We start from the raw sequence: 21,668 nt of genomic DNA, 5'->3' as shown, positions 1-21,668 counted from the left end.
CTCTTAGCGCTGATGGTAGTGTGGCGTTTGCCATGTGAGAGTAAGTCATCGCCAGCTTTTAAATACTAAACACCCCTAACCTAACGGTTAGGGGTGTTTTTTATGGCAAAGAATTTTATATACTGGTTGTTTTAAGGGCTTTCTGATATGACTTGGATCGTAGTACAAAGCTTTTCATTTCCCTACGAAGCACAAATTGCTAAAACTCAGTTAGAAGCAGCTGAAATTCCAGCACGTATTGAAAATGAACATACTATTAATATGGATTGGCTTTACTCCAATGCTTTAGGTGGTGTTCGACTGTTAGTTCCTGAAAGCTATGCCGAAGAGGCTAAAGCATTACTGGCTCAAGATTTTAGCCAAGAAGTAGAACAACAGTTTGGAGCAAGTGAAAGCTGTCCTCATTGTGGCAGTACTGATATACAACCTTATACAGAAGGTAAACGCCCTGCTTATGTTGTTTTTCTACTGCTGGGTTTTCCACTCTTTTCTTATAAAAATGGAATGAAGTGCCGGCAGTGCCAACATTTTTGGAGTTAATGCCGTATAGCAAATCAGCAAAATTTTTTAAATCATCAATGATCTGTATATGCTCAAACTAAAATAAAAAGAGCATTTAAATAATGAAGATTGCCCAGTATATTTTATGGATAGATTCTATTGTGGCTGCATTTCTTGGACTGATTGTATTGTTGATTGCACATGATTAAGTCAACTCTATCATTTAAGGGGATTATTGTTTTCGTGCGCTGCGTGAATCTCTTATACGTAAGTTATTCATTTACACTCGCCAATTATAAAAAATGCTCATTGTCCCTTATTCATATTTTAGTGATTGAAATAGTATTTAGCTCTTGGTTTGTCTGATTATGCTCTGGAAATTCTGACGACAAATGACATCTTTATAGTAATCCATGTTGCTAGAGAGGTGGTCTTTGCAAGCACTTTGGCTCGACTTGAATATCAATGGTGATATCAACTTACATTTTCTTATCACGAAAGAAATAACTAAATTAAGTGGACATCATTTAACCAGCTTTGTTTAATACGATAGAACAATATAAAAAGGACAATAAGATGGAATATAAAGGAAGTTGCCATTGTGGAAAAATCACCTTCATTGCACAAGGTGATTTGACTGAAGCAATGTCATGCAATTGCTCGATTTGTCAAAGAAAAGGTTCACTATTATGGTTCTTGCCGATAGATAAAGTTAATGTTTCAGTTCAAGAAAATACTTTAGCTAGTTACCAATTTAATAAGCATGTGATCAATCATCATTTTTGTAAGATCTGCGGTATTCATCCTTATGCAACAGGCATTGATCCGAAAGGCAATCGAATGTATGCCATTAATATCAGATGTATCGAAGATTTAGATTTGGAAAGCATCAAAATCAATCATTTTGATGGTCGTTCGGTGTAGTATTAAAATTTAGAGACGAAAAATGACTAAGAAAAAACAGTTAAGTGCTGAACAGACGATCGTCTTGTTCGAAATATTAAAAAAGCGTTTTGAAGCTAATATGCATCGGCATCATGGTTTGAATTGGGTGGATATCGAGGAACAGTTGAAACAGCAACCCGAAAAGCTATGGTCACTCAATCAAATGGAAGAGACTGGCGGAGAACCAGATATCATTTCATTTGATTCAAAATTATCTGAAATTATCTTTTATGATTGTGCTGTAGAAACACCAAAAGGGCGTAGAAGCCTTTGTTATGATCGTGCTGCTTTGGATGCACGTAAAGAACATAAGCCAGAAAACAATGCAGTTGAGGTTGCAGAGACAATAGGAATTGAATTGCTAACAGAAGAGCAATACAAGCAATTGCAGTCGGTTGAGCATTTTGATTTAAAAACTTCGAGTTGGGTAAAAACACCAGAAGATGTACGCAAATTGGGTGGTGCAATTTTTTGTGATAGCCGATATGGACGGGTCTTTACTTACCACAATGGTGCACAGTCTTATTATGCGACTCGTGGTTTTCGTGGTCGACTAAAAATATAATTTTGTACCTTATGTCATTATTCTAAAATTTTTTAATTTTAAATTTTGCCAAGCGCTTGCTTGGTTTTTCTGGTTTTGCTACTTTAGTGCTCATTCAATAAACAATGATCAATAATTACTAGGAAGCAAGCATGCTACTCAACCCCTTATATTACACTGAGCAACATTTAGCCTTTGCTGAGAGTGTTAGGCGCTTTACTGAAAAGGAAATTAGTCCTTTTATCAATGAATGGGATGAAGCGGAAACCTTTCCGCGTGAGCTTTATAAAAAGGCTGCTGATATTGGCTTACTCGGTGTTGGCTTTGATGAAAATTATGGTGGTATTGCGGGAACGGATGCATTTTATACTCTACTCGCCTCAGTCGAGTTAGCGAAGTGTGCATCAGGTGGTTTGGCTGCATCATTACTTTCACATACGATTGGGACGCCACCAATTCAGCATTTTGCTCAAGAAGAGGTTAAGGCTGAAGTCTTACCACAAATTTTGTCTGGAGAGAAAATCTCTGCATTGGCAATTACTGAACCTAGCGGTGGTTCTGATGTTGCGGCTTTAAAAACCAAAGCGGTTCGAGATGGTGACGATTATATTGTCAGTGGTGAAAAGACCTTTATTACATCGGGTATTCGTGCGGATTATTATTCTGTTGCGGTGAGAACTGACCCTAATGCTAAGGGGGCTAATGGTATTTCAATGCTGTTGATTGATGCGCATAGTGAAGGCATTACAAAATCAAAGCTAGATAAAATGGGCTGGTGGGCATCGGATACAGCGCATTTGCACTTTGATGATGTACGAGTACCAGCCAAAAATTTACTGGGTGCCGAAAATATGGGCTTCTTTGTCATTATGAACAACTTTAACATGGAGCGTTTTTTTCTTGCAGCCAGTAGCTATGGTTACGCATTGGTTTGCTATGAAGAGGCCTTGGATTGGGCTAAACAGCGACAAACTTTTGGTAAACGCTTAATTGATCATCAAGTCGTTCGTCATAAGCTAGTAGATATGGCGACACGTTTAACTTCAACTCGTGCGCTATTGGAAGATACAGCCTATCGTTTAGGAAAACCTGAATTACAGGGAAATGAACTGATTGCTCAGATTTGTATGCTCAAGAATGTGGCTACACAAACCATGCAATTCTGTGCTGATGCCGCAGTGCAGACTCTAGGAGGGATGGGCTTTATGCGTGGTACAAAATCTGAACGTATCTATCGTGAAGTGAAAGTGAACATGATTGGTGGTGGTGCAGAGGAAATTATGAAAGACCTTGCCAGCCGCCAACTCGGTTATTAAGCGAAATTTTAAGGCTTTAGATCATGATGAGATTGGTCTAAAGCTGTATTTATAAAAGAACAACTAGTTAAATAATAATTTAGGAAAAATAGCATGGATGGTTTATCACTTAACCCGATTTATTACACATCTGAACATCGGGCTTTTGCAGACAGCGTCAAACGTTTTGTAGAAAAAGAAATTTCACCTTATGTGAATGAATGGGATGAGGCAGGATCATTTCCAAGAGCACTCTATCAGCAGGCTGCAAATGTTGGTTTAATGGGCTTAGGTTATGATGCTGAACATGGTGGCATTCCCGACGCAGACGCCTTTTATGTCATGTTAGCAGCAATTGAGATGGCAAAAGCTGGATCTGGTGGTGTACATATTTCGCTTATGATTCATAGCATTGGAACACCACCCATTCATCATTTTGCTCAATCTGAGATTCGTGATGAAGTTATGCCACAGATTATTGCAGGTGAAAAAATATCAGCCTTGGCAATTACAGAGCCTAGAGGCGGTTCTGATGTCGCTGCAATTAAAACCAAAGCAGTTCGAGAAGGAGACCATTATATTTTGAATGGTGAAAAGACCTTTATCACATCAGGGATTCGTGCTGATTATTATACGGTCGCTGTAAAGACGGATCAGCATGCACAAGGCGCAAAAGGCATTTCTATGTTATTGGTTGATGCACATAGCAAGGGAATAAGCAAATCACCATTAAAGAAAATGGGTTGGTGGGCATCAGATACTGCACATTTGCATTTTGACAATGTTCAAGTCCCAGTTAGTCATTTGCTAGGCGAGGAAAATGCTGGTTTTAAAGTCATTATGAATAACTTTAATATGGAGCGTTTTTGGCTAGCCGCGATGGCATATGGTTATGCCTTGGTGTGTTATGAGGAAGCCTTAGATTGGGCAAAACAGCGACAAACTTTTGGAAAGCGCTTGGTGGATCATCAGGTGGTTCGCCACAAACTTGTAGATATGGCAACACAATTGACTACAACACGAGCGTTATTAGAAGATACAGCTTATCGAATGGGACAAAAAGAGTTACAAGGTGCAGGCCTAATTGCGCAAATTTCGATGTCAAAAAATGTAGCGACTCGTACGATGCAATTTTGCGCGGATGCGGCTGTACAAACTTTGGGTGGAATGGGTTTTATGCGTGGAACCAAGTCCGAACGAATTTATCGTGAAGTCAAAGTGAATATGATTGGTGGTGGTGCTGAAGAAATTATGAAGGATCTAATCAGTAAGCAGCTAGGTTATTAATACCTATGATGAATAAAAAGTGCGGTTAATTTCCGCACTTTTTATTTTCAAATTTATTCTAGTTCAGCTAACTCTTCTAAAGAAATCTGACGGATTTCAAAGATGGGTTGTTTTAGAAATGAATTCAGTGCTTTGATATCAATAAATTTTATGTTGTCGAGAGCAATACCCTCAATGCTGTCTTTTTCAGCATCGTAACGAATATCTGGAGTTTGTTCGATAAACTGTTTGAGTAACAGTGGACTATCACTTAACTCCGCAAGTGATTTGTCCATTAAGGCTTCAAACTCATAGTCCATTGCATAAATATTGGACTCCCAAGAAACGTCACCAAAGTTTTCATCTTGACTTGAAATGATGCTGCCAGTTTCATAGCCACTAAAATAGTCTTCTTCAGAGTTAATCCAGAGTACATAGCAAGGTTGTGATGCATCAACTTCCAATAATTGGTACCAGACAATACCTGAGATTTTAGCAAATTCAAAAGCATCATCTTCATTCAATTTAGGAATTTCACCATCATCTATATTAAAAGTTTTTCCTGTTTTTTCTAAAATTAAAGTTTCAAGTTTTTCGTAGATTTCATCATCTGCTTCACCATTGCCAATATCATAGTTACATAGTTCATCATAGTATAAGCCTTCGACGACTAGTGATTTGTATGCCTTTTCAGCTTCAGCTTTATCCGTATAAATCTGCTTGATAGCCCCAGTTGAAACGCAATTGGTCAGATGCCATTCATCATTGTAAGCAAAGTCGTTTTGACGAATAACATATTGGATATTACTCATTTTTATTTCCCTCTTAAATTAAGCGATTTTCATTTTTAAGTCTTGCAGTTTGGCTGCACTCGGTGGGACAGCCATTCCATTGTCCATCCACAGTTCAAAACGCATCGGATTGAAAAAGAAGTCTGGGCTAATATCAAACTCAATAAACTTGGCTTCGCTTTTTCCCATCATTGGAAGAATGGTATTGATAAACCAACTATTGTGAGTGATCAGTAAAGACTTTAGTTGACCTGTCACTGATAATGGAGAGAGTAATGTTGCTGATAGCTTTGGATCATCAATCACAACTGAGTGGAATTTTTCGAGGCGTTTAGCCAGTCCATCTGTAGGAATATCCTGCATTGCAGCAACGAAGTCTCCAATCGTTGGAATAAAGCGGTGATGAAAATCCACTAACAGATGATCTTTTTCGCAGAGGTCTTTAACTTCAATGCTATTTCCCGCACTATTTTCAAAGTGATGTCCAAAAATCGGAATAATCACTTCTTGAACTCCCCAAAAAGTATGCAAGATACGATGGCGATTGTCAGTGCATAGCATTTTTGTGCTGTCGATTAGCGCATGAATATCAATATAATCTTCAAGCTCGCCCCCACGACGTTTCACTGAAATATTGGCATGTTGAACTGGATTCATTTTTACTATTTCTTGTAATCTTTTGATGTTTAAGCAGAATAGCAGTTTTTAATTTGAACGAGAATAGAGCAAATTGGTTAGGCGTTAAGTTGTGTCGCAGTTAGATTGGCCTTAAATTTTTTAGAATGCTAGATATTTCTTATCTGTCCAATCGGTGTTTAAAATCGCCCAACGCTCATGATCTTTCCATTCTTTGCCGCCTACACGAAGATATTGACGTGAAACCCCTTCTTTGACAAAGCCCACGCTAGCAACAAGATGAATAGAGCGAGAATTTTCAGGTTGGATATTCGCTTCCAATCGATGCAGGTTCAGTGTTTGAAATGCTTCTTGTAAAATAAGTTGAAGCCCATGTCGCATATATCCCTGACCTACATAAGGATAAAAGGCTTCATAACCTAAATATGCAGAATGGAAGTGACCTCGAATAATATTCGAGATATTAAAGGTTCCTACGATTGCGTGGTTTTCAGTAAAGCAGACAAAATAACGATGTTCTTGTTGTAGGTATTGTTCAAAATCTGTAGGAAGATATGTCCACGGTTGATGTAGATGAATACTATTTTGGTAGGCTTGTTTGATTTCAGCTAAATCGCTCAGTTGAGGCTTACGTAAATAAATGTCTTTCATTTTATTCATATTGCTTTAGTTCATTTTCTAATTCTTCTTTTAAATCCAAAGGATCTATAATCCAAACGGTTGTTCCTAGATTAGGTAACACACCTATTTTTAGACCGTCATTATTTAAATTTGGAAGCCATGTTTTAAGAAAGGTATCCAACTCTATTCGGGATGGTTTAAGCGATGGATAAACCTCATAAAAAGCTGATGCATAGTCAGCGTGAGGCCATACAGGTAAATATTCTAGGTTCTGTTGCGGAGTAATAATAAGGAAATTCTCATTATTGTCTTCTAAAATCCAAAGTTCCTCCCAATCACAAACTTTTGATATAAAATGTTCGTAACGTTGTTTGCTTGTTAATGCAAATACATTTTCAAGTTGTTTAGGATGCATTCGATAACTCATTTCAAAGCCATTTCCCAAACCATTTCAGTCAGTTCATCCACTTTGACTTTACCATCTGGGTTATACCACGTGACCGACCAAGAAATAGAACCACCAACTAATCGACGCCAAATAAATGCATCATGTTTAACTTTGCCTTGAGCACGTAATTTTTCAATCACATTCAGCCAAACTTGCTCATATTCATTACGCATCTTTAAAAGATAGTCTTGTTTTTCTTTGGAGAGGGCAAACCATTCATGAACGAGTACGGCCATCGCCGCACCAGTATCTCCAGTAATCGAAATCAGCTCAGCTTTGATCAGATCACGTAATTGTTGCTCTGGCTCATTTGAACGTTCGGCTGCTTCTTTTAAGCGGGCAAAGTTATAAATAATGGTTTGTTCCATGACAGTCGCTAAAATGTCATCTTTACTTTTGAAATGATGGAACAAGCTACCTGACTGGATACCAATAAATTCACCTAGTTGGCGAACCGTGGTTTTGTCATAACCTTGTTTATAAAATAGGTAAGCAGCACCAAGCAATAAACGCCCACGTGGACTATCATCAAAACATACAATTTTAGGTATTTGCTCAATTGAAGTTGCGATCATGCCAGTCCGTCTATCCTATTAAATCTAGTGAGCATTGTAACAAAATTCATTTCATGAATTGTCTTATCTTTTTATAACAAGCATTTGCTTGAATTTGTCTGTTTTTGCCAATACAGCATATCATTATGTACTTTACAAACCAAGCACTTGCTTGGTAATGTTGGAGCAACTTAGAAATAACAATGAGAAAGCTCATGACAAGTGTCAAGCAGGATGATAAGAAGGTAATCAAAATTGGGTGTGCATCAGGTTTCTGGGGGGATACCAATACAGCCGCTTTTCAGTTGGTGCATCTGAGTGATATTGATTATTTAGTCTTTGATTATTTGTCAGAAATTACTATGTCTATCATGGCAAAGGCAATGATGACCGATCCAAGTCATGGTTATGCATTGGATTTTGTTAGCCGAGTGATGGCACCACTGATTAATAAAATTGCTGAGAAAAAAATCAAAGTTATTAGTAATGCAGGGGGAGTTAATCCTTTAGCTTGTCGTGATGCCTTACAAAAAATAATTGATGAAAAAGGATTAGATTTAAAAGTTGCTGTGGTGCTTGGGGATGATGTATTACCTAAACATGCTGAGTTACTGAAACAAAATGTTCAGGAAATGTTTAATGGTGAGGCTTTACCACATCATGTAGCCAGCAGTAATGCCTATTTAGGAGCGGTTGCGATCCGCGATGCCTTGGATTTAGGTGCGGATATTGTGATTACAGGTCGAGTGGTTGATTCGGCTGTGGTACTTGCACCATTACTGCATGAATATAAATGGTCACTCGATGATTATGATAAGTTGGCTCAAGGCTCATTGGCAGGGCATGTGATTGAATGTGGTGCTCAATGTACAGGTGGTAATTTTACTGATTGGCGCTTAGTACAGGGCTTTGACAATATGGGCTTTCCAATTGTAGAAGTCAGTGCCGATGCTTCCTTTATTGTGACTAAACCACAAGGCACAGGTGGCTTAGTTTCAACAGCAACAGTCGCAGAACAAATTGTTTATGAGATTGGTAATCCGCAAGCTTATTTACTTCCTGATGTGACGGCTGATTTTAGCCAAGTTCATTTAGAGCAAATCGGTGAAGATCGAGTAAAAGTTACAGGTGCAACAGGTCGTGCACCAACGCAGCAATATAAAGTCAGTGCTACCTATGCGGATGGTTATCGTGTTTTAGTTAGCTTCTTAATCGCAGGTCGTGAAGCACCAGAGAAAGCACAAACGATTGCCAATTCAATTCTAAATAAATGTGAACGTGTACTGGCTTTACGCTCTGTTCCACCATTTAGTGAAAAATCAATTGAAATCTTGGGTATCGAAAGCACTTATGGTTCGCATGCCAGAGTGAACGATAGTCGTGAGGTGGTCGTCAAAATTGCCGTGAAACATATGTTTAAAGAAGCTTGTATGTTTTTTGCTTCAGAAATTGCACAAGCCTCCACAGGTATGGCACCTGCATTGGCTGGGATTGTTGGTGGTCGTCCTAAAGCTTCGGCGGTGGTTAAACTTTTCTCTTTCTTAATTGATAAAGATCAAATCAAGGTTGAGGTCGATTTTGCAGGGCAACGTCATGCTGTTGAGATTCCAACAGGCTTAGCGACACAAAGTTATGTTCCACACCCAATTGGTGAAGTCGCAATTTATCAAGGTGATGAAATTGAAGTGCCTTTGATTGAAGTGGCACATGCACGAAGTGGTGATAAAGGAAATCATAGCAATATTGGTGTTATTGCACGTAAGACTGAGTATTTACCTTGGATACGTGCTGCTCTGACTGAAGCCAATATTGCTGATTATATGCAGCATGTACTAGACCCAGATAAATCAAAAGTTATTCGTTATGAATTGCCTGCGATGAAGGCATTAAATTTTATGCTTGAAAATGCACTAGGTGGTGGTGGAATTGCTAGTTTGCGTATCGATCCGCAAGGTAAGGCTTTTGCACAGCAATTGTTAGATATGCCAGTCAAAGTACCAGCACAACTGTTAGAAAAATAAGTAAAGGATGTAAATCAAATGAGTTACCAATCAATTTTCAGGGCAGATGCATTTACTGACAAAGTGATTATCGTGACAGGCGGAGGTTCCGGTATTGGCCGTTGTACCGCACATGAACTAGCATCTTTGGGTGCACAAGTGGTGATTACAGGGCGAAAAATTGAAAAGCTAGAAAAAGTCAGCCAAGAAATTTTAGAAGATGGTGGCAAAGTCCATTTCATCGTCTGTGATAACCGTGATGAAGAACAAGTCAAAAATATGATTGCTGAAGTGATTGAAAAATTCAGCAAACTGGATGGCTTAGTCAATAACGCAGGTGGGCAATTTCCATCTGCACTTGAAAGTATTTCTGCCAATGGCTTTGATGCTGTAGTACGTAATAACCTACATTCAACTTTTTACCTGATGCGTGAAGCCTATAACCAATGGATGGCAAAACACGGCGGTAGCATTGTCAATATGGCTGCTGATATGTGGGGCGGTATGCCAGGAATGGGGCATTCTGGTGCAGCACGTTCAGGTGTGGATAACCTGACCAAAACCGCTTCAGTTGAATGGGGACGTTCAGGCGTTCGGGTTAATTGTGTCGCGCCAGGCTGGATTATTTCTTCTGGTATGGATAACTACAGTGGTGACTTTGCCAAATTTATTATTCCAAGTTTGGCAGGTAATGTACCGTTAAAACGAATGGGTACAGAGTCGGAAATTTCTTCAGCGATTTGTTACTTACTGTCTGATGCTGCTGCATTTGTTTCGGGTGTGACCTTAAGAGTTGATGGTGCTGCTTCACAAGGAACAAGGATGTATCCACTGGCAGATGCAACCAATAGCCAGTCTTTTAATGGCTTCCATCGAGCATTTATTCCTGATGTACTCAAAGATCAGATTGAAAAAGCAGAGCAACAATCTGCCCAAGCGCAAGATGCAAATAAGGATTAAATCATGACTATTCTTCAATCTGAAATTGCAGTCGGTAGTGAACAATATCAACAAAATAGAGATGCCTTATTAAGCCAAATTGCAGAAGTTCGTGCCGTACAGCAAAAAGGCATTGATAAGTCTTATGCAGCAAAACCAAAGTTTGATAAGAAAGGCAAAATTCTTCCACACGAACGTGTACGTTTACTTCTCGATGCTGATTCACCTTTTGTTGAGTTATGCGGTCTAGTTGGCTACAACATGCATGATGATAAAGATGGCTCTGAAGCGGGTGGGGGTATTATTGCGGGAATTGGTTTTGTCAGTGGCGTTCGTGCTTTGGTCACTGCCAGTAATAGTGCAATCAAAGGCGGCACCATGTCACCGATGGGTGTACAAAAAACCTTACGCTTGCAAAAGATTGCGCTTGAACAAAAATTACCGATTGTGACATTGACCGAAAGTGGCGGCGCAAATTTAAACTATGCAGCCGAAGTGTTTACTTATGGCGGTATGACTTTTGCCAATCAGGCACGAATGTCTGCGGCAGGGATTCCGCAGATATCGGTGGTACATGGTAATGCCACCGCAGGTGGTGCATATCAACCAGGTCTATCTGACTATGTGATTGCCGTCCGTAAGCAAACAGAAATGCTATTGGCTGGTCCCCCATTATTGTTAGCAGCAACAGGTGAAGTGGCAACGGCTGAGGAACTCGGTGGTGCTGAAATGCATACTCAGGTTTCTGGTGTAGCTGAATATTTAGCTGAAAATGATGCTGATGGCATTCGTATTGCTCGTGAAATTTTTGAGCATCTTAACTGGAAAGAACAAACCAAAAGTCTTAATCACGACTATAAAGAACCTCGTTACTCAGCTGAGGAATTGTTAGGCATTATTCCGCAAGATCCGAAGCAACCTTTGGATATGAAAGAAATCGTGGCGCGGATTATTGATGATTCAGACTTTTTAGAATTTAAACAAGAATATGATGCGCTTACTGTTTGCGGTTGGGCAAAAATGGGTGGGGTACATATTGGAATTATCACCAATAATGGGCCAATCACACCACAAGGTGCGGTCAAAGCTGCGCAGTTTATTCATCTTTGTGAACAAACCCAACGCCCACTTTTGTTCTTGCATAACACCACGGGTTTTATGGTCGGAACGGATGCTGAACAAAACGGCATTATTAAGCATGGTTCTAAGCTGATCCAAGCGGTTGCCAACGCGACTGTACCTAAAATTTCGATCATTGTTGCAGGTTCTTATGGAGCAGGTAACTACGCCATGTGTGGACGTAGTTTATCGCCTAACTTTATCTTTGCTTGGCCAAATTCACATGTGGCGGTAATGGGTTCAGCTCAGGCAGGAAAAGTGTTGCGTATCGTAGCTGAAGGGAAGCAAAAGGCCTCTGGTATGGAGCCGAATCCACAAATGTTGGATTTCCTAGAACAAAGTACTTCGATGAAATTGGAACAGCAATCGACCGCTTTATTTAATACAGCGATGTTGCATGACGATGGCATTATCGATCCTAGAGATACACGTAAAGTATTGATCTTCCTGTTACAGACCATTTATGAAGCACAGCAACGTGAGTTAAATCCAACTCGTTTTGGTGTATCACGTTTCTAATTCAACACAAAATTTAGTCAATAAAAATATTTAGGACAGAACTATGAAATTTACCGCAGAGCATGAAGCATTACGCCGTACTACACGTCAGTTTGTAGAAAACGAACTTAATCCGTTCATTCCAGAATGGGAAGCAGCGGGACGTTTTCCGATCCATGAAGTCTTTAAGAAAATGGCAGATTTAGGTTTGCTAGGTATTTGTAAGCCCGAAGAAAATGGCGGCTTGGGTTTAGATTATTCGTATAACCTTGTGGTGGCAGAAGAATTGGGGCGTGCAGCCTGTGGTGGTGTGCCTCTAGCGATTGGTGTACAAACCGATATGGCAACACCTGCACTTGCTCGTTTTGGCAGTAAAGAACTGAGAGAAGAGTTTCTGAATCCTGCGATTCGGGGTGAATATGTGGCATCAATTGCAGTTTCAGAAGTGCATGCAGGTTCAGATGTTGCAGCGGTTAAAACCACCGCAAAAAAAGATGGCGATGATTATGTGATTAATGGCAGCAAAATGTGGATTACTAATTCACTGCAAGCGGACTTCTTCTGCCTACTTGCCAATACCTCTGATGACAAACCACATGTCAATAAATCAATGATCATTGTTCCTGCTAAAACCGCAGGCATTAGTTTCTCAGAACCACTGAATAAGCTAGGAATGCGTTCAACCACAACGGCTCAAGTTTATTTTGATAACGTTCGTGTACCACAGCGCAATCTTGTGGGTGCTGAGGGTATGGGCTTCATGATGCAGATGATGCAGTTTCAGGAAGAACGTATGTGGGCATGTGCAAATGCTGTCGGTGGTTTAGAAAATGTGATTCAACAAACCATTGATTATACGAAAGAACGGACGACATTTGGTCAGCCACTCATCAATAACCAATATGTACATTTCCGTTTTGCTGAATTGATGACTGAAGTTGAAGCGCTAAAAGCTTTAACTTATCAAGCCTGTGAACAACATATTGCGGGTGAAAATGTCACCATGATGGCATCTATGGCAAAGCTTAAAGCAGGGCGCTTAACCCGTGAAGTTGCAGATAGCTGCCTACAATATTGGGGCGGAAATGGCTTTATGTGGGAAAATCCTGCATCACAGTTGTATCGCGATGGTCGTCTAGGTTCGATTGGCGGTGGTGCAGACGAAATCATGCTTGGGATCATCTGTAAATTGATGGATATTTTGCCGAAGAAACAGAAATAAGATAGGAGAAGAAAAATGACACTTTCAACTTCTCTTACTGATTTACAAGTGGATGAAAGTATCCAACTTGAACAACAAGGCAGTATTTTAACGTTGTGGCTGAATCGACCTGAAAGCCGTAATGCCATGAGTCTCAACATGGTCAATGCCATTCAACAGGTCTTTGCTCACATTGCTAATGATGTGTCTATTCGTGCGGTAATTTTGCGTGGTAAAGGCGGGCATTTCTGTGCGGGTGGTGACATTAAGGATATGGCTGCATTACGCATTGAATCAGCCAATGCAGGCAGCTTACAGCCCTATGTTGATTTTAACCGTCGTTTTGGTGCCATGATTGAACAAGTTGATCAAGCTCCTCAAACGATTGTTGCAATTTTAGAAGGGGCAGTGCTCGGCGGTGGTTTTGGCTTAGCATGTGTCTCTGATATAGCGATTAGTCGTGATAATGCTCAGTTTGGCTTACCTGAAACAGGGCTTGGGGTATTACCTGCACAAATTGCACCTTTCGTGGTGAAACGGATTGGGCTGACCCAAGCGCGTCGTTTGGCGCTGTTAGGTTCACGTTTTAATGGTGAGACTGCGCAGAAGTTAGGTGTAATACATGAAGTTGTGCGTGATGACGTTGAGCTTGAGCAATTGCTTGCTGACACCATTCAACAGATCAAACGTGCTGCGCCTTTGGCATCTCGAAACACCAAAGCATTGCTACATCGGACGTTAAATGAGCCTCTAGATTCTTTACTTGATGCTGCTGCACAGCAGTTTGCTCAAGCCGTTGGCGGATTAGAGGGTCAAGAAGGAACGATGGCATTTATTCAAAAACGTTTACCAAATTGGACTGAGCAATGATGAAATTTTCAAAAGTTTTAGTCGCAAATCGTGGTGAAATCGCAGTTCGTGTGATGCAAACGGCCAAAGCAATGGGTTATCAAACTGTTGCTGTGTATTCAGATGCAGATGCAAATGCACGCCATGTTCAAGTTGCCGATGAGGCGGTTTATATCGGTGCATCTAAAGTTTCAGAATCCTATCTGTCGATCACCAATATTATTGAAGCCTGCAAAAAGACAGGCGCAGATGCAGTTCATCCAGGTTATGGTTTCTTGTCTGAAAATACCGATTTTGCCCAAGCTTGTAGCGATAACGGTATCACCTTTATTGGGCCAAACGCTGCTGCGATTCATTTAATGGGCAGCAAGCGCTTATCCAAAATTGCCATGATTGATGCAGGTGTACCGTGTGTACCTGGTTATGAGGGTGATCAGCAAGATATTGAATACTTGGCTGAGCAAGCGGAAAAAATTGGTTTTCCATTGATGGTGAAAGCATCTGCTGGTGGTGGTGGGCGTGGCATGCGCTTGGTGCACCAGTCTGTTGATTTGTTGGAAGCTTTAAAAACTGCACGTTCAGAGGCCGAAAATGCCTTTGGTTCAGGTGAATTAATTATTGAAAAAGCGGTGATTGCACCTCGTCATGTGGAAATCCAAGTGTTTGGTGACACACATGGCAACTATGTTTATCTATTTGAACGAGATTGTTCAATTCAACGCCGTCATCAAAAAGTGGTGGAAGAAGCACCATGCCCAGTAATGACATCTGAGTTACGCCAAAAAATGGGAGAAGCTGCGGTGGCGGCAGCAAAATCCTGTGATTATATCGGCGCAGGTACGGTTGAATTTTTACTGGATCAGTCTGGCGAGTTTTATTTCCTTGAAATGAATACTCGTTTACAAGTTGAGCATCCTGTAACAGAAATGATTACGGGACTAGATTTGGTCGAATGGCAACTCCGTGTCGCCAATGGTGAAACTCTACCCTTGCAGCAGCATGAACTTAGTTTAAATGGACATGCGATCGAAGTGCGGTTATACGCAGAAGATCCACGTCAGGATTTCTTACCACAAACGGGAAAAGTATTACGTTGGCAACCTGCGGCATTGCCTAATGTCCGTATTGATCATGGCATGTTAGAAGCGGGTGAAATTAGCCCATTCTATGATCCGATGGTGGCGAAGGTGATTGCCTATGGTAAAACCCGTGAAGATACCATTCGTCTATTAGCGCGTGCTGTTGATGATTGTGTATTGCTTGGTGTAAATAGCAATAAACAATTTTTGGTAAATTTATTGCGTCATCCGATTATTGTAGCGGGTGATACCAATACTGCATTTATCCAGCAGCATTTTCAGGATGACGTCAGCCTACATCAACAAGTTCCAACCCTTGAAAGTCTAGCGATTGCAGCAACACTATTTGCGCAACACAAGGCTTCAAAAACGGCATGGCAAACAGGTATTGCAACGCCGCTGCCATTAAAGTTGAAATGTGCAGATCAACAACTGTCACTACAAGTCGAAATGGATCAACAGCAAGTTACCGTGCGATTATGTGATCAGCACTGTACGATTCAGGTTGTAGAAATAAGCGATACTCAGATCATCTATAACGTTGATGGTGTGCGCCGTAAATTGAGTTATGTACTTGATCAAAACCAACTCTATTTAGATACAGCGAATGGTAATTTAGTGATTGAAAATATCACCTATGCCGCACCTGAAGCTGCTGAAGTGGTAGGGGATGGTAAAATCCGTGCGCCGATGGATGGGGCGATTGTGAATCTATTGGTTAATGCTGGAGACACGGTTGTTAAGGGACAAACCTTATTGATCTTGGAGGCCATGAAAATCCAGCAACAAATCAAGTCGGATGTTGACGGCGTGGTAGATGAGTTGATTGGTCAAATTGGACAACAAGTGAAAAAACGACAATTATTATTAAATGTCGCGATTGCATAAAATGTGTAAATTAAAAAGCTAGGTTCTACGCCTAGCTTTTTAATAGCCTTTCAACCGCGACCAATGAGTGTCTGGAATTTCCTTTTAATTCTTGGGTTGCAAATTCAGCTAGTGCTTGTTCATGTGCCAATAAGTATCGAAGAAATTCTTGAGTCGTTGCATCGGCATGTTGATTCATTCGCTCAAATGTTTCCATAAAAGGTTTTGTACCTTGTTTGAGTAAATGCATCGCAACTTTCCACGGAAGCTTTGCCATCGCGATACCTGATGCTTTCGCTTGCAACTTAATGTGTGGTCGAATTGAAGCAGTGTGCCCCTGTTGTACTAAGAAATCTCCTAACCGTTGAAGTGTTTGAGTTTCCAGTTGTGCCAATGTTTTCCATTTTTGCTGTTGTTCTATAGAACGAGCATGTTGAGCAGCATTCAGAAAAATTAATTCTCCTAAGATTTCTGATTCAAGTGCAATATTTAAGTCATGTTGAAATTTTGGATAGTTCATTCCTTTGATTTCCATCAATAATCTTAGTTTTCCTTTTTATAAATACCACAATATTTGGTTAAAACGTATATTCAACCATCCATGTTCATGATACAGATGGTTTTAAAAATGATGATTAAGAAAACATTTTGAGACGTAAATCTTGCAAACGGGTTTCATATTGTTTTTGCCATTCTGCATCAGAAAGCTGCGATTTTAATGGCTGCATTTCTTGTTGGAGCTGTTGCACGGCTTGCTGATATTGATTGACTTGCTGCTGCTGTTGAACTTCACGTTGATCACGAAGTTGAATATCGTGTCGTTCTTGTTCGGTTAAATACTGCTGCTGCAATTTTTGTTTCAAACTTGCAATCTCAGCAGGATTATTTGAACTTTGATTCAGTAATTGAATCGCTTGTTCATAAAGCCCCATTTTGCTTTCCTGTTTTGTTGCATCAGGATATTGACGCTGTAATGCCTCAAAAGCTTTTAGACGCTGTTCCGCACTCAGATTTTGATTCTGAGTCAAATCATTATAGGCAAAACGATAGTCTGCATAATTACGTTCTTGCCCAAAGCCAAGCATCGCTTCGGCTTGCCCTAAAGTCTGTTCTCTGAGTTTCCACAATGCCTCGAAACGTTGTTTAGGCGATAAAGATGTCGATAAGACTGTACTTTGCATTTGTTGCTCATATTGCGGCATACGCTTAAGTAAATTTTCAACTAAATGCGCAAACGCTTGATCAGGATAATTGGCTAATGCTTTTGCTAAAGCTGCATTACAATCAGTCACTGTACAATTCGCCTTAAAATTATTAAGGAATTCTGTGATATTGCCAGGCTGCTGCTGTAATACTTTCAGTTGCTTTAATAAAGCGTCTTGCAGCAATTCATCCTTATTTTTATTTGACATATTTGCATCGTTCATCTGTACAGATGAATTTTCGGATGATGAGGTGGATTTGGTTTGCTGAATTGCAGCGGAAGAGGCGGTGCTCTTCCAAACTACAATTCCGACCAAGACCACTAAAACAATAATAATTGTCAGCAATAGTCTTTTATTCATACAGCATCCTGCTTATGGACTGTAATTAAATTGTCCCATTACAGGGAAATGGTCTGAGAGATCCCAAGTCATGTACAAAGGATCTGCTGTGGTACGTAAAATACGCACATCGTTACGAGATTGTGTAGGTTGGCGATGTGTATTTGAAGCCACCACATAATCTAAATATTCAACGGCTGTGCCACCTGAACCAGCCGCACCTGCTAATTTATTGACACGTGGATCAAATGTCGATGCGGTATAACCTGTACTTGGCGCTGCTGTTGCGTTGAGATTAGTCAGCATATTTTGGTAATCTTGAGGCCATAACAACTTATTGACATTGAAATCACCGCCCATCAACACAGCATCAAAACTTGGAATATTTTGTTGATTGACTAACTGGCGAATTTGCTGGAATTGAACTTGGCGAAGGGCACGTGCTTCATCGGTATCAAATGATGCAGTGTGTGTTGAAGTCACATGATAGGCTTTACCATTTTTAATAATTTCAGCATACAACACGCCTTTATCAGCAAAACAATCCGTTCCTGTACAGTCTGGATAGATTAATTGTGCAGTTTTCACGATTGGGTAGCGGCTAACGATCACGAGACCACTATCAAATAAGTTATAACCTGAACCAACAGGGATATGGGTTTGATATGGATATTGTTGAGCGAGTTGATTCAGCATACCTGTACGAGAAGAAGCAAAAGCTTCTTGCATCATAATCACATCATAACCATTTAAATGATTTGGTAACTCAGCCAAACGTTCACTGATCTTGCTTGCGACCATTGGCAGAGCATATACATTATAAGTCAGTACTTTTAATTCATCTGCACTGCTAGAAACAGGTTCTTGCACTGTATTTTGATGAATCGTGTAATGGAAATCATCATAGCCTCCAGTATATTCAGCTTTTACTGCGGCTTGTGCAGATAAACCAGCGTAAGTTGTATTGATTCGATGAATATCACGGTCTGAATACCATGGTGAAGTAGTGGTCGCCGTTTGAATACCATGCTTAATCGTACTACCAGACCAAGTTCCCGTCATTGTTTGTTTCAACGTGACTTGTGAATTACCTGTACTTACAACTGTATCGAAATTATAGGTTTTTCCTGATTTTAGACCCGTATAGCGATTGATACGAAGTACGCGTTTAGTTTCGTATGGTGCAATTTGAGTTGCTTCCTGCGCCCATTCATTGCCTTGTTGTAAAATATGTGTACCTGTTTGACTGATTTGAACAGAAACAGTTTGTGGTGTGGTATTGGTCACAAATACATAAGAATCAGCAACTGCATCTTGCGAAGCAAGACCTCCTAAAATCAGTGCAAACCCTGCGCCAAACTTTAAACTTCTCAGCCCCATAATACATCTCTCCATAGTGCATAATGATAAATGAACAAAGGACAACCAATAATTATAAAATATTCATTTTCGAAAATTTAGTGATTGTTATTTGTTCGAAATTTATAATAATGAAAATATATTGCCAACGCATGTAAAAAAACAACCATTTATCTGAACTTATTGATAATTTTTTAACATGATTGAATGTTAGTGTGATTTATTAGAATTATAAAATATTGTCAGTCGCCCACAACAAGCATTTGACCGTTTTCTTAAAGAAGGAAAAAAGCATTTGTGAAATTTGAAGGTTTAGGGTTGAAAGAAACGATTGACGTGATCCATGCCAGCCAAGGCTTCGCAGTTTTAGCACATCCAACCAGATATGATTTATCAGCGACCAATATTCGTTATTTAATTGAATTATTTGCTGAATCGGGTGGAGATGCTGTTGAACTTCCTCCGAGTGTAGAACCGGTCTCAACACGTCAAATGGTGGATCGAATGATTCAGCAGTTTGATTTGGCTGTTTCGATTGGTAGTGATTTTCATGGTGAAAATATGCCGTGGATTAAACTGGGTAATACACCTAGAGTGAAAGAAGGGCAGATAGGTATTTGGGAAAGTTTTAGATAAATCTGCGCATGAGAAAAATAGAATTATTTTTAATCATCATCTTTTTGATCATTATTTTATGGGGCATACAATGGATGTTTCACGGTTTTGTAATCAAATGATTTCTTTAATCTAAAAATCAATCTTTGCCACTGCCAGTATTTGATAAATCATCAAATACTGGGTTTGATTACAACTGAACAAAACGTCATCGGTTTATCTAAAATTATAATTTACAATAAATTATGATCATGTGCTTGAATCGGTGGTGGTGTTGGGCGACCCAATGTTCCCAGTAACTCAATTTCAATTGAACGCACCATAGCATCTAAAGGCAAGTCATTGCTTTGTGTTCCAAATGGTTCTTCAATTTCTGTACTTAAAGCATCTAACCCCAAAAATGTATAAGCCAAAATTCCGACTAAAAGTGGGGTTACTAGACCTAATAAAGACCCTAAACTAAACGGCAGCATAAAGCAGAAAAAATATACAGTACGATTCAGTAAAACAGAGTAGGCAAATGGAATCGGGGTATTCGCAATACGATCACAACCCGTTTGCATTTCACTTAAAGCCGCGACATGGCGGTTCATTTGAGTATAAATAATATCTGATATTTCACCTTCTTTCATGGCTTGTAATAGTTCCCATTGAATCAGGCTAAGTGTGTATTGCGGTGCATTATGTTGTTGATAGAGTTGAGTTAGTGCTTGCTGGCTTAGACCACTGGTTTCCGTAAGTTCAGTGGGATTTGCTGTTTGGTGGCGTAAGCGGTCGCGTAACACATTCGCAAATACAATTACATTTTGAATAATACGTTCACGGCGAGCCTGAGTTAATACACGACAGTCACGGTCAAAATGACGAGAAGTTGCAATTAAAACACCCCAAAGCTTACGTGCTTCCCACCAGCGATCATAACAAGCTGTATTCTTAAAACCCAAAAAAATCGAAAGGACAACCCCAATCAGTGTAAAACCTACCAAAGGAATTTCTGGAAATCGATACAGATCTACATACTCAACACCACCAATAATGGCAGAGATGAGCATGACAAATCCTAGAGAGGGTAAAATTTTAGGTAAAATCGTCCCGCGCCATGAGAATAAAACTTTAAAAATACTCGGTTGATCACGGACAATCATGTTATTTGAATCATTAATTTTATGTGTTGATGTTCGGGTTAGATTTATGCTTTGTCAAGCTCAGATTGCTTGATTTGAATAGGGCTGAGTAGTTGTTGTTCAGAAAATGAAAAATGAGCATCAGGCGCAATAATGAAATGATCAATCAGTTTAATTTCAACGAGTTTACAGGCTTGTTTGAGTTGCTGAGTCAGATAAATATCTTCTGGTGAAGGTTGAGCAACACCATAAGGATGATTATGTGCAACCACGATTTGGCAAGCCTGTTGTTGTAAGGCATAACGTAAGGTTTGATTCAGTGAAACGCTGCATGAATGATGTGAACCAAAAAAGAGTTTTTTAAAATGTAGTTTTCTCAGCTCAGCATCTAAACACAATACAGCAAATACCTCTTGTTTTTCACCTTGAAGTTCATAGCGTAAATAATCGAGTACTAAGCTTGAGGTATCTAGACATAAACGTTGTTGATGAAAATAATTATGCAGGTAACGTCTTCCTAACTCTTTGACGGCCATCAATTGGGCATATTTGGTGGATGCAATTCCATTAAATTGAGATAAGTCCTCAAGTGAAGCATCAAAAATTGGATTTAAGCCGCCAAAATGTTGAATCAGAATCCGAGATAGTTCAACAGCAGAATGTTGCTTTGAGCCTGAACGTAGAAAAATTGCTAAAAGTTCTGCATCAGATAAGCTTTGCGCACCTTGTAGTAATAAGCGTTCACGTGGGCGTTCTTGTTCAGGCCAAGTTTTTATAGATTGATTCATTTTTATTCACGTAATTTTTTTATGATGATGATTTTTCCAAGTACATCACTTGGGTATGACCGTATTTAATGCTATTGTGAGCGCC

General features: G+C 39.8%; 21 protein-coding genes and 1 pseudogene. 12 read left to right on the top strand and 10 right to left on the bottom strand.

Features of this window, described 5'->3' with window-relative positions:
• The first annotated feature begins 147 nt into the window (after positions 1 to 147).
• The 5 genes from IEV17_RS15335 (at position 148) to IEV17_RS15315 (ending at position 4,572) form a co-directional block, all read left to right on the top strand.
• The gene (locus IEV17_RS15335; protein WP_004664103.1) at positions 148 to 540 is read left to right on the top strand and encodes a putative signal transducing protein; all 393 of its coding nucleotides are present in this window, start codon (positions 148 to 150) and stop codon (positions 538 to 540) included.
• 537 nt (positions 541 to 1,077) lie between these two features.
• Positions 1,078 to 1,425, top strand: coding sequence for a GFA family protein (locus tag IEV17_RS15330; protein ID WP_004664106.1), 348 nt, complete (start codon positions 1,078 to 1,080; stop codon positions 1,423 to 1,425).
• A 22-nt stretch (positions 1,426 to 1,447) separates the two neighbouring features.
• Positions 1,448 to 2,011 carry a DUF4256 domain-containing protein gene (locus IEV17_RS15325; RefSeq protein WP_004664108.1) on the top strand — a complete coding sequence of 188 codons (564 nt, stop codon included), beginning with the start codon at positions 1,448 to 1,450 and terminating at the stop codon, positions 2,009 to 2,011.
• A gap of 131 nt (positions 2,012 to 2,142) precedes the next feature.
• Positions 2,143 to 3,306, top strand: coding sequence for an acyl-CoA dehydrogenase family protein (locus IEV17_RS15320; RefSeq protein WP_004664110.1), 1,164 nt, complete (start codon positions 2,143 to 2,145; stop codon positions 3,304 to 3,306).
• Between the two features lie 93 nt (positions 3,307 to 3,399).
• A complete protein-coding gene (locus tag IEV17_RS15315; protein WP_004664111.1) occupies positions 3,400 to 4,572 on the top strand; it encodes an acyl-CoA dehydrogenase family protein in 1,173 nt (390 codons plus the stop codon).
• A gap of 53 nt (positions 4,573 to 4,625) precedes the next feature.
• On the opposite strand, the gene IEV17_RS15310 is transcribed toward IEV17_RS15315, so the two are convergent.
• The 5 genes from IEV17_RS15310 to IEV17_RS15290 form a co-directional block, all read right to left on the bottom strand.
• Positions 4,626 to 5,363 (bottom strand): hypothetical protein, encoded by a 738-nt coding sequence (locus IEV17_RS15310; protein ID WP_004664112.1) that lies wholly within the window; start codon positions 5,361 to 5,363, stop codon positions 4,626 to 4,628.
• Positions 5,364 to 5,381: 18 nt separating this feature from the next.
• Positions 5,382 to 5,999, bottom strand: a complete 618-nt coding sequence (locus tag IEV17_RS15305) for a DUF6915 family protein (protein ID WP_004664113.1) — start codon at positions 5,997 to 5,999, stop codon at positions 5,382 to 5,384.
• A gap of 120 nt (positions 6,000 to 6,119) precedes the next feature.
• Positions 6,120 to 6,629, bottom strand: a complete 510-nt coding sequence (locus IEV17_RS15300; RefSeq protein WP_034601932.1) for a GNAT family N-acetyltransferase — start codon at positions 6,627 to 6,629, stop codon at positions 6,120 to 6,122.
• Position 6,630: 1 nt separating this feature from the next.
• On the bottom strand, positions 6,631 to 7,014 hold the full coding sequence (locus IEV17_RS15295) for a DUF2750 domain-containing protein (protein ID WP_004664115.1): 384 nt from the start codon (positions 7,012 to 7,014) through the stop codon (positions 6,631 to 6,633).
• Positions 7,015 to 7,022: 8 nt separating this feature from the next.
• A complete protein-coding gene (locus tag IEV17_RS15290; protein WP_004664116.1) occupies positions 7,023 to 7,622 on the bottom strand; it encodes a TetR/AcrR family transcriptional regulator in 600 nt (199 codons plus the stop codon).
• A 194-nt stretch (positions 7,623 to 7,816) separates the two neighbouring features.
• Between IEV17_RS15290 and IEV17_RS15285 the strand changes: the two genes are divergently transcribed.
• Genes IEV17_RS15285 through IEV17_RS15260 form a run of 6 tightly spaced genes read left to right on the top strand, consistent with a single transcriptional unit; the run spans position 7,817 to position 16,174 of the window.
• Positions 7,817 to 9,622 carry an acyclic terpene utilization AtuA family protein gene (locus IEV17_RS15285; RefSeq protein ID WP_004664117.1) on the top strand — a complete coding sequence of 602 codons (1,806 nt, stop codon included), beginning with the start codon at positions 7,817 to 7,819 and terminating at the stop codon, positions 9,620 to 9,622.
• Between the two features lie 18 nt (positions 9,623 to 9,640).
• Complete coding sequence (locus IEV17_RS15280; RefSeq protein ID WP_004664118.1) at positions 9,641 to 10,561, top strand: SDR family oxidoreductase; 921 nt, start codon at positions 9,641 to 9,643, stop codon at positions 10,559 to 10,561.
• A gap of 3 nt (positions 10,562 to 10,564) precedes the next feature.
• Positions 10,565 to 12,178 (top strand): acyl-CoA carboxylase subunit beta, encoded by a 1,614-nt coding sequence (locus tag IEV17_RS15275; RefSeq protein ID WP_004664119.1) that lies wholly within the window; start codon positions 10,565 to 10,567, stop codon positions 12,176 to 12,178.
• A 43-nt stretch (positions 12,179 to 12,221) separates the two neighbouring features.
• Entirely contained in the window at positions 12,222 to 13,379 is a 1,158-nt protein-coding gene (locus IEV17_RS15270) for an acyl-CoA dehydrogenase family protein (RefSeq protein ID WP_004664120.1), read from the top strand.
• Positions 13,380 to 13,394: 15 nt separating this feature from the next.
• Positions 13,395 to 14,228: an enoyl-CoA hydratase/isomerase family protein gene (locus IEV17_RS15265; RefSeq protein WP_004664121.1), complete on the top strand. Its 834-nt coding sequence runs from the start codon at positions 13,395 to 13,397 to the stop codon at positions 14,226 to 14,228.
• Entirely contained in the window at positions 14,228 to 16,174 is a 1,947-nt protein-coding gene (locus IEV17_RS15260; RefSeq protein WP_004664122.1) for an acetyl/propionyl/methylcrotonyl-CoA carboxylase subunit alpha, read from the top strand. The genes IEV17_RS15265 and IEV17_RS15260 overlap by 1 nt, the downstream gene beginning before the upstream one ends.
• 31 nt (positions 16,175 to 16,205) lie before the next feature.
• On the opposite strand, the gene IEV17_RS15255 is transcribed toward IEV17_RS15260, so the two are convergent.
• The 3 genes from IEV17_RS15255 to IEV17_RS15245 form a co-directional block, all read right to left on the bottom strand.
• Entirely contained in the window at positions 16,206 to 16,673 is a 468-nt protein-coding gene (locus IEV17_RS15255) for a hypothetical protein (RefSeq protein WP_034601933.1), read from the bottom strand.
• A gap of 115 nt (positions 16,674 to 16,788) precedes the next feature.
• Complete coding sequence (locus tag IEV17_RS15250) at positions 16,789 to 17,718, bottom strand: lipase secretion chaperone (RefSeq protein ID WP_004664124.1); 930 nt, start codon at positions 17,716 to 17,718, stop codon at positions 16,789 to 16,791.
• A gap of 12 nt (positions 17,719 to 17,730) precedes the next feature.
• The gene (locus IEV17_RS15245) at positions 17,731 to 19,077 is read right to left on the bottom strand and encodes a sphingomyelin phosphodiesterase (protein WP_004664126.1); all 1,347 of its coding nucleotides are present in this window, start codon (positions 19,075 to 19,077) and stop codon (positions 17,731 to 17,733) included.
• A 214-nt stretch (positions 19,078 to 19,291) separates the two neighbouring features.
• On the opposite strand from IEV17_RS15245, the pseudogene IEV17_RS15240 reads away from it, so the two are divergent.
• Positions 19,292 to 19,692: pseudogene (locus IEV17_RS15240) on the top strand (PHP domain-containing protein); the annotation flags it as partial.
• 212 nt (positions 19,693 to 19,904) lie between these two features.
• On the opposite strand, the gene IEV17_RS15235 reads toward IEV17_RS15240, so the two are convergent.
• Both IEV17_RS15235 and radC read right to left on the bottom strand, forming a co-directional pair.
• Entirely contained in the window at positions 19,905 to 20,816 is a 912-nt protein-coding gene (locus IEV17_RS15235; RefSeq protein WP_004664130.1) for a bestrophin family protein, read from the bottom strand.
• A gap of 44 nt (positions 20,817 to 20,860) precedes the next feature.
• Positions 20,861 to 21,583 (bottom strand): RadC family protein, encoded by a 723-nt coding sequence (gene radC, locus IEV17_RS15230; RefSeq protein ID WP_004664131.1) that lies wholly within the window; start codon positions 21,581 to 21,583, stop codon positions 20,861 to 20,863.
• Positions 21,584 to 21,668 lie beyond the last annotated feature (85 nt).

Source organism: Acinetobacter modestus (assembly GCF_014636095.1).
GTDB lineage: Bacteria > Pseudomonadota > Gammaproteobacteria > Pseudomonadales > Moraxellaceae > Acinetobacter > Acinetobacter modestus.
This window is presented reverse-complemented; position numbering and strand designations above follow the sequence as displayed.

Excerpts from the sequence above, each read along its gene's own strand:
- IEV17_RS15335 (WP_004664103.1), top strand. The coding sequence starts at position 148 with ATGACTTGGATCGTAGTACAAAGCTTTTCATTTCCCTACGAAGCACAA.
- IEV17_RS15330 (WP_004664106.1), top strand. The coding sequence starts at position 1,078 with ATGGAATATAAAGGAAGTTGCCATTGTGGAAAAATCACCTTCATTGCA.
- IEV17_RS15325 (WP_004664108.1), top strand. The coding sequence starts at position 1,448 with ATGACTAAGAAAAAACAGTTAAGTGCTGAACAGACGATCGTCTTGTTC.
- IEV17_RS15320 (WP_004664110.1), top strand. The coding sequence starts at position 2,143 with ATGCTACTCAACCCCTTATATTACACTGAGCAACATTTAGCCTTTGCT.
- IEV17_RS15315 (WP_004664111.1), top strand. The coding sequence starts at position 3,400 with ATGGATGGTTTATCACTTAACCCGATTTATTACACATCTGAACATCGG.
- IEV17_RS15310 (WP_004664112.1), bottom strand. The coding sequence starts at position 5,363 with ATGAGTAATATCCAATATGTTATTCGTCAAAACGACTTTGCTTACAAT.
- IEV17_RS15305 (WP_004664113.1), bottom strand. The coding sequence starts at position 5,999 with ATGAATCCAGTTCAACATGCCAATATTTCAGTGAAACGTCGTGGGGGC.
- IEV17_RS15300 (WP_034601932.1), bottom strand. The coding sequence starts at position 6,629 with ATGAAAGACATTTATTTACGTAAGCCTCAACTGAGCGATTTAGCTGAA.
- IEV17_RS15295 (WP_004664115.1), bottom strand. The coding sequence starts at position 7,014 with ATGCATCCTAAACAACTTGAAAATGTATTTGCATTAACAAGCAAACAA.
- IEV17_RS15290 (WP_004664116.1), bottom strand. The coding sequence starts at position 7,622 with ATGATCGCAACTTCAATTGAGCAAATACCTAAAATTGTATGTTTTGAT.
- IEV17_RS15285 (WP_004664117.1), top strand. The coding sequence starts at position 7,817 with ATGACAAGTGTCAAGCAGGATGATAAGAAGGTAATCAAAATTGGGTGT.
- IEV17_RS15280 (WP_004664118.1), top strand. The coding sequence starts at position 9,641 with ATGAGTTACCAATCAATTTTCAGGGCAGATGCATTTACTGACAAAGTG.
- IEV17_RS15275 (WP_004664119.1), top strand. The coding sequence starts at position 10,565 with ATGACTATTCTTCAATCTGAAATTGCAGTCGGTAGTGAACAATATCAA.
- IEV17_RS15270 (WP_004664120.1), top strand. The coding sequence starts at position 12,222 with ATGAAATTTACCGCAGAGCATGAAGCATTACGCCGTACTACACGTCAG.
- IEV17_RS15265 (WP_004664121.1), top strand. The coding sequence starts at position 13,395 with ATGACACTTTCAACTTCTCTTACTGATTTACAAGTGGATGAAAGTATC.
- IEV17_RS15260 (WP_004664122.1), top strand. The coding sequence starts at position 14,228 with ATGAAATTTTCAAAAGTTTTAGTCGCAAATCGTGGTGAAATCGCAGTT.
- IEV17_RS15255 (WP_034601933.1), bottom strand. The coding sequence starts at position 16,673 with ATGAACTATCCAAAATTTCAACATGACTTAAATATTGCACTTGAATCA.
- IEV17_RS15250 (WP_004664124.1), bottom strand. The coding sequence starts at position 17,718 with ATGAATAAAAGACTATTGCTGACAATTATTATTGTTTTAGTGGTCTTG.
- IEV17_RS15245 (WP_004664126.1), bottom strand. The coding sequence starts at position 19,077 with ATGGGGCTGAGAAGTTTAAAGTTTGGCGCAGGGTTTGCACTGATTTTA.
- IEV17_RS15235 (WP_004664130.1), bottom strand. The coding sequence starts at position 20,816 with ATGATTGTCCGTGATCAACCGAGTATTTTTAAAGTTTTATTCTCATGG.
- radC (WP_004664131.1), bottom strand. The coding sequence starts at position 21,583 with ATGAATCAATCTATAAAAACTTGGCCTGAACAAGAACGCCCACGTGAA.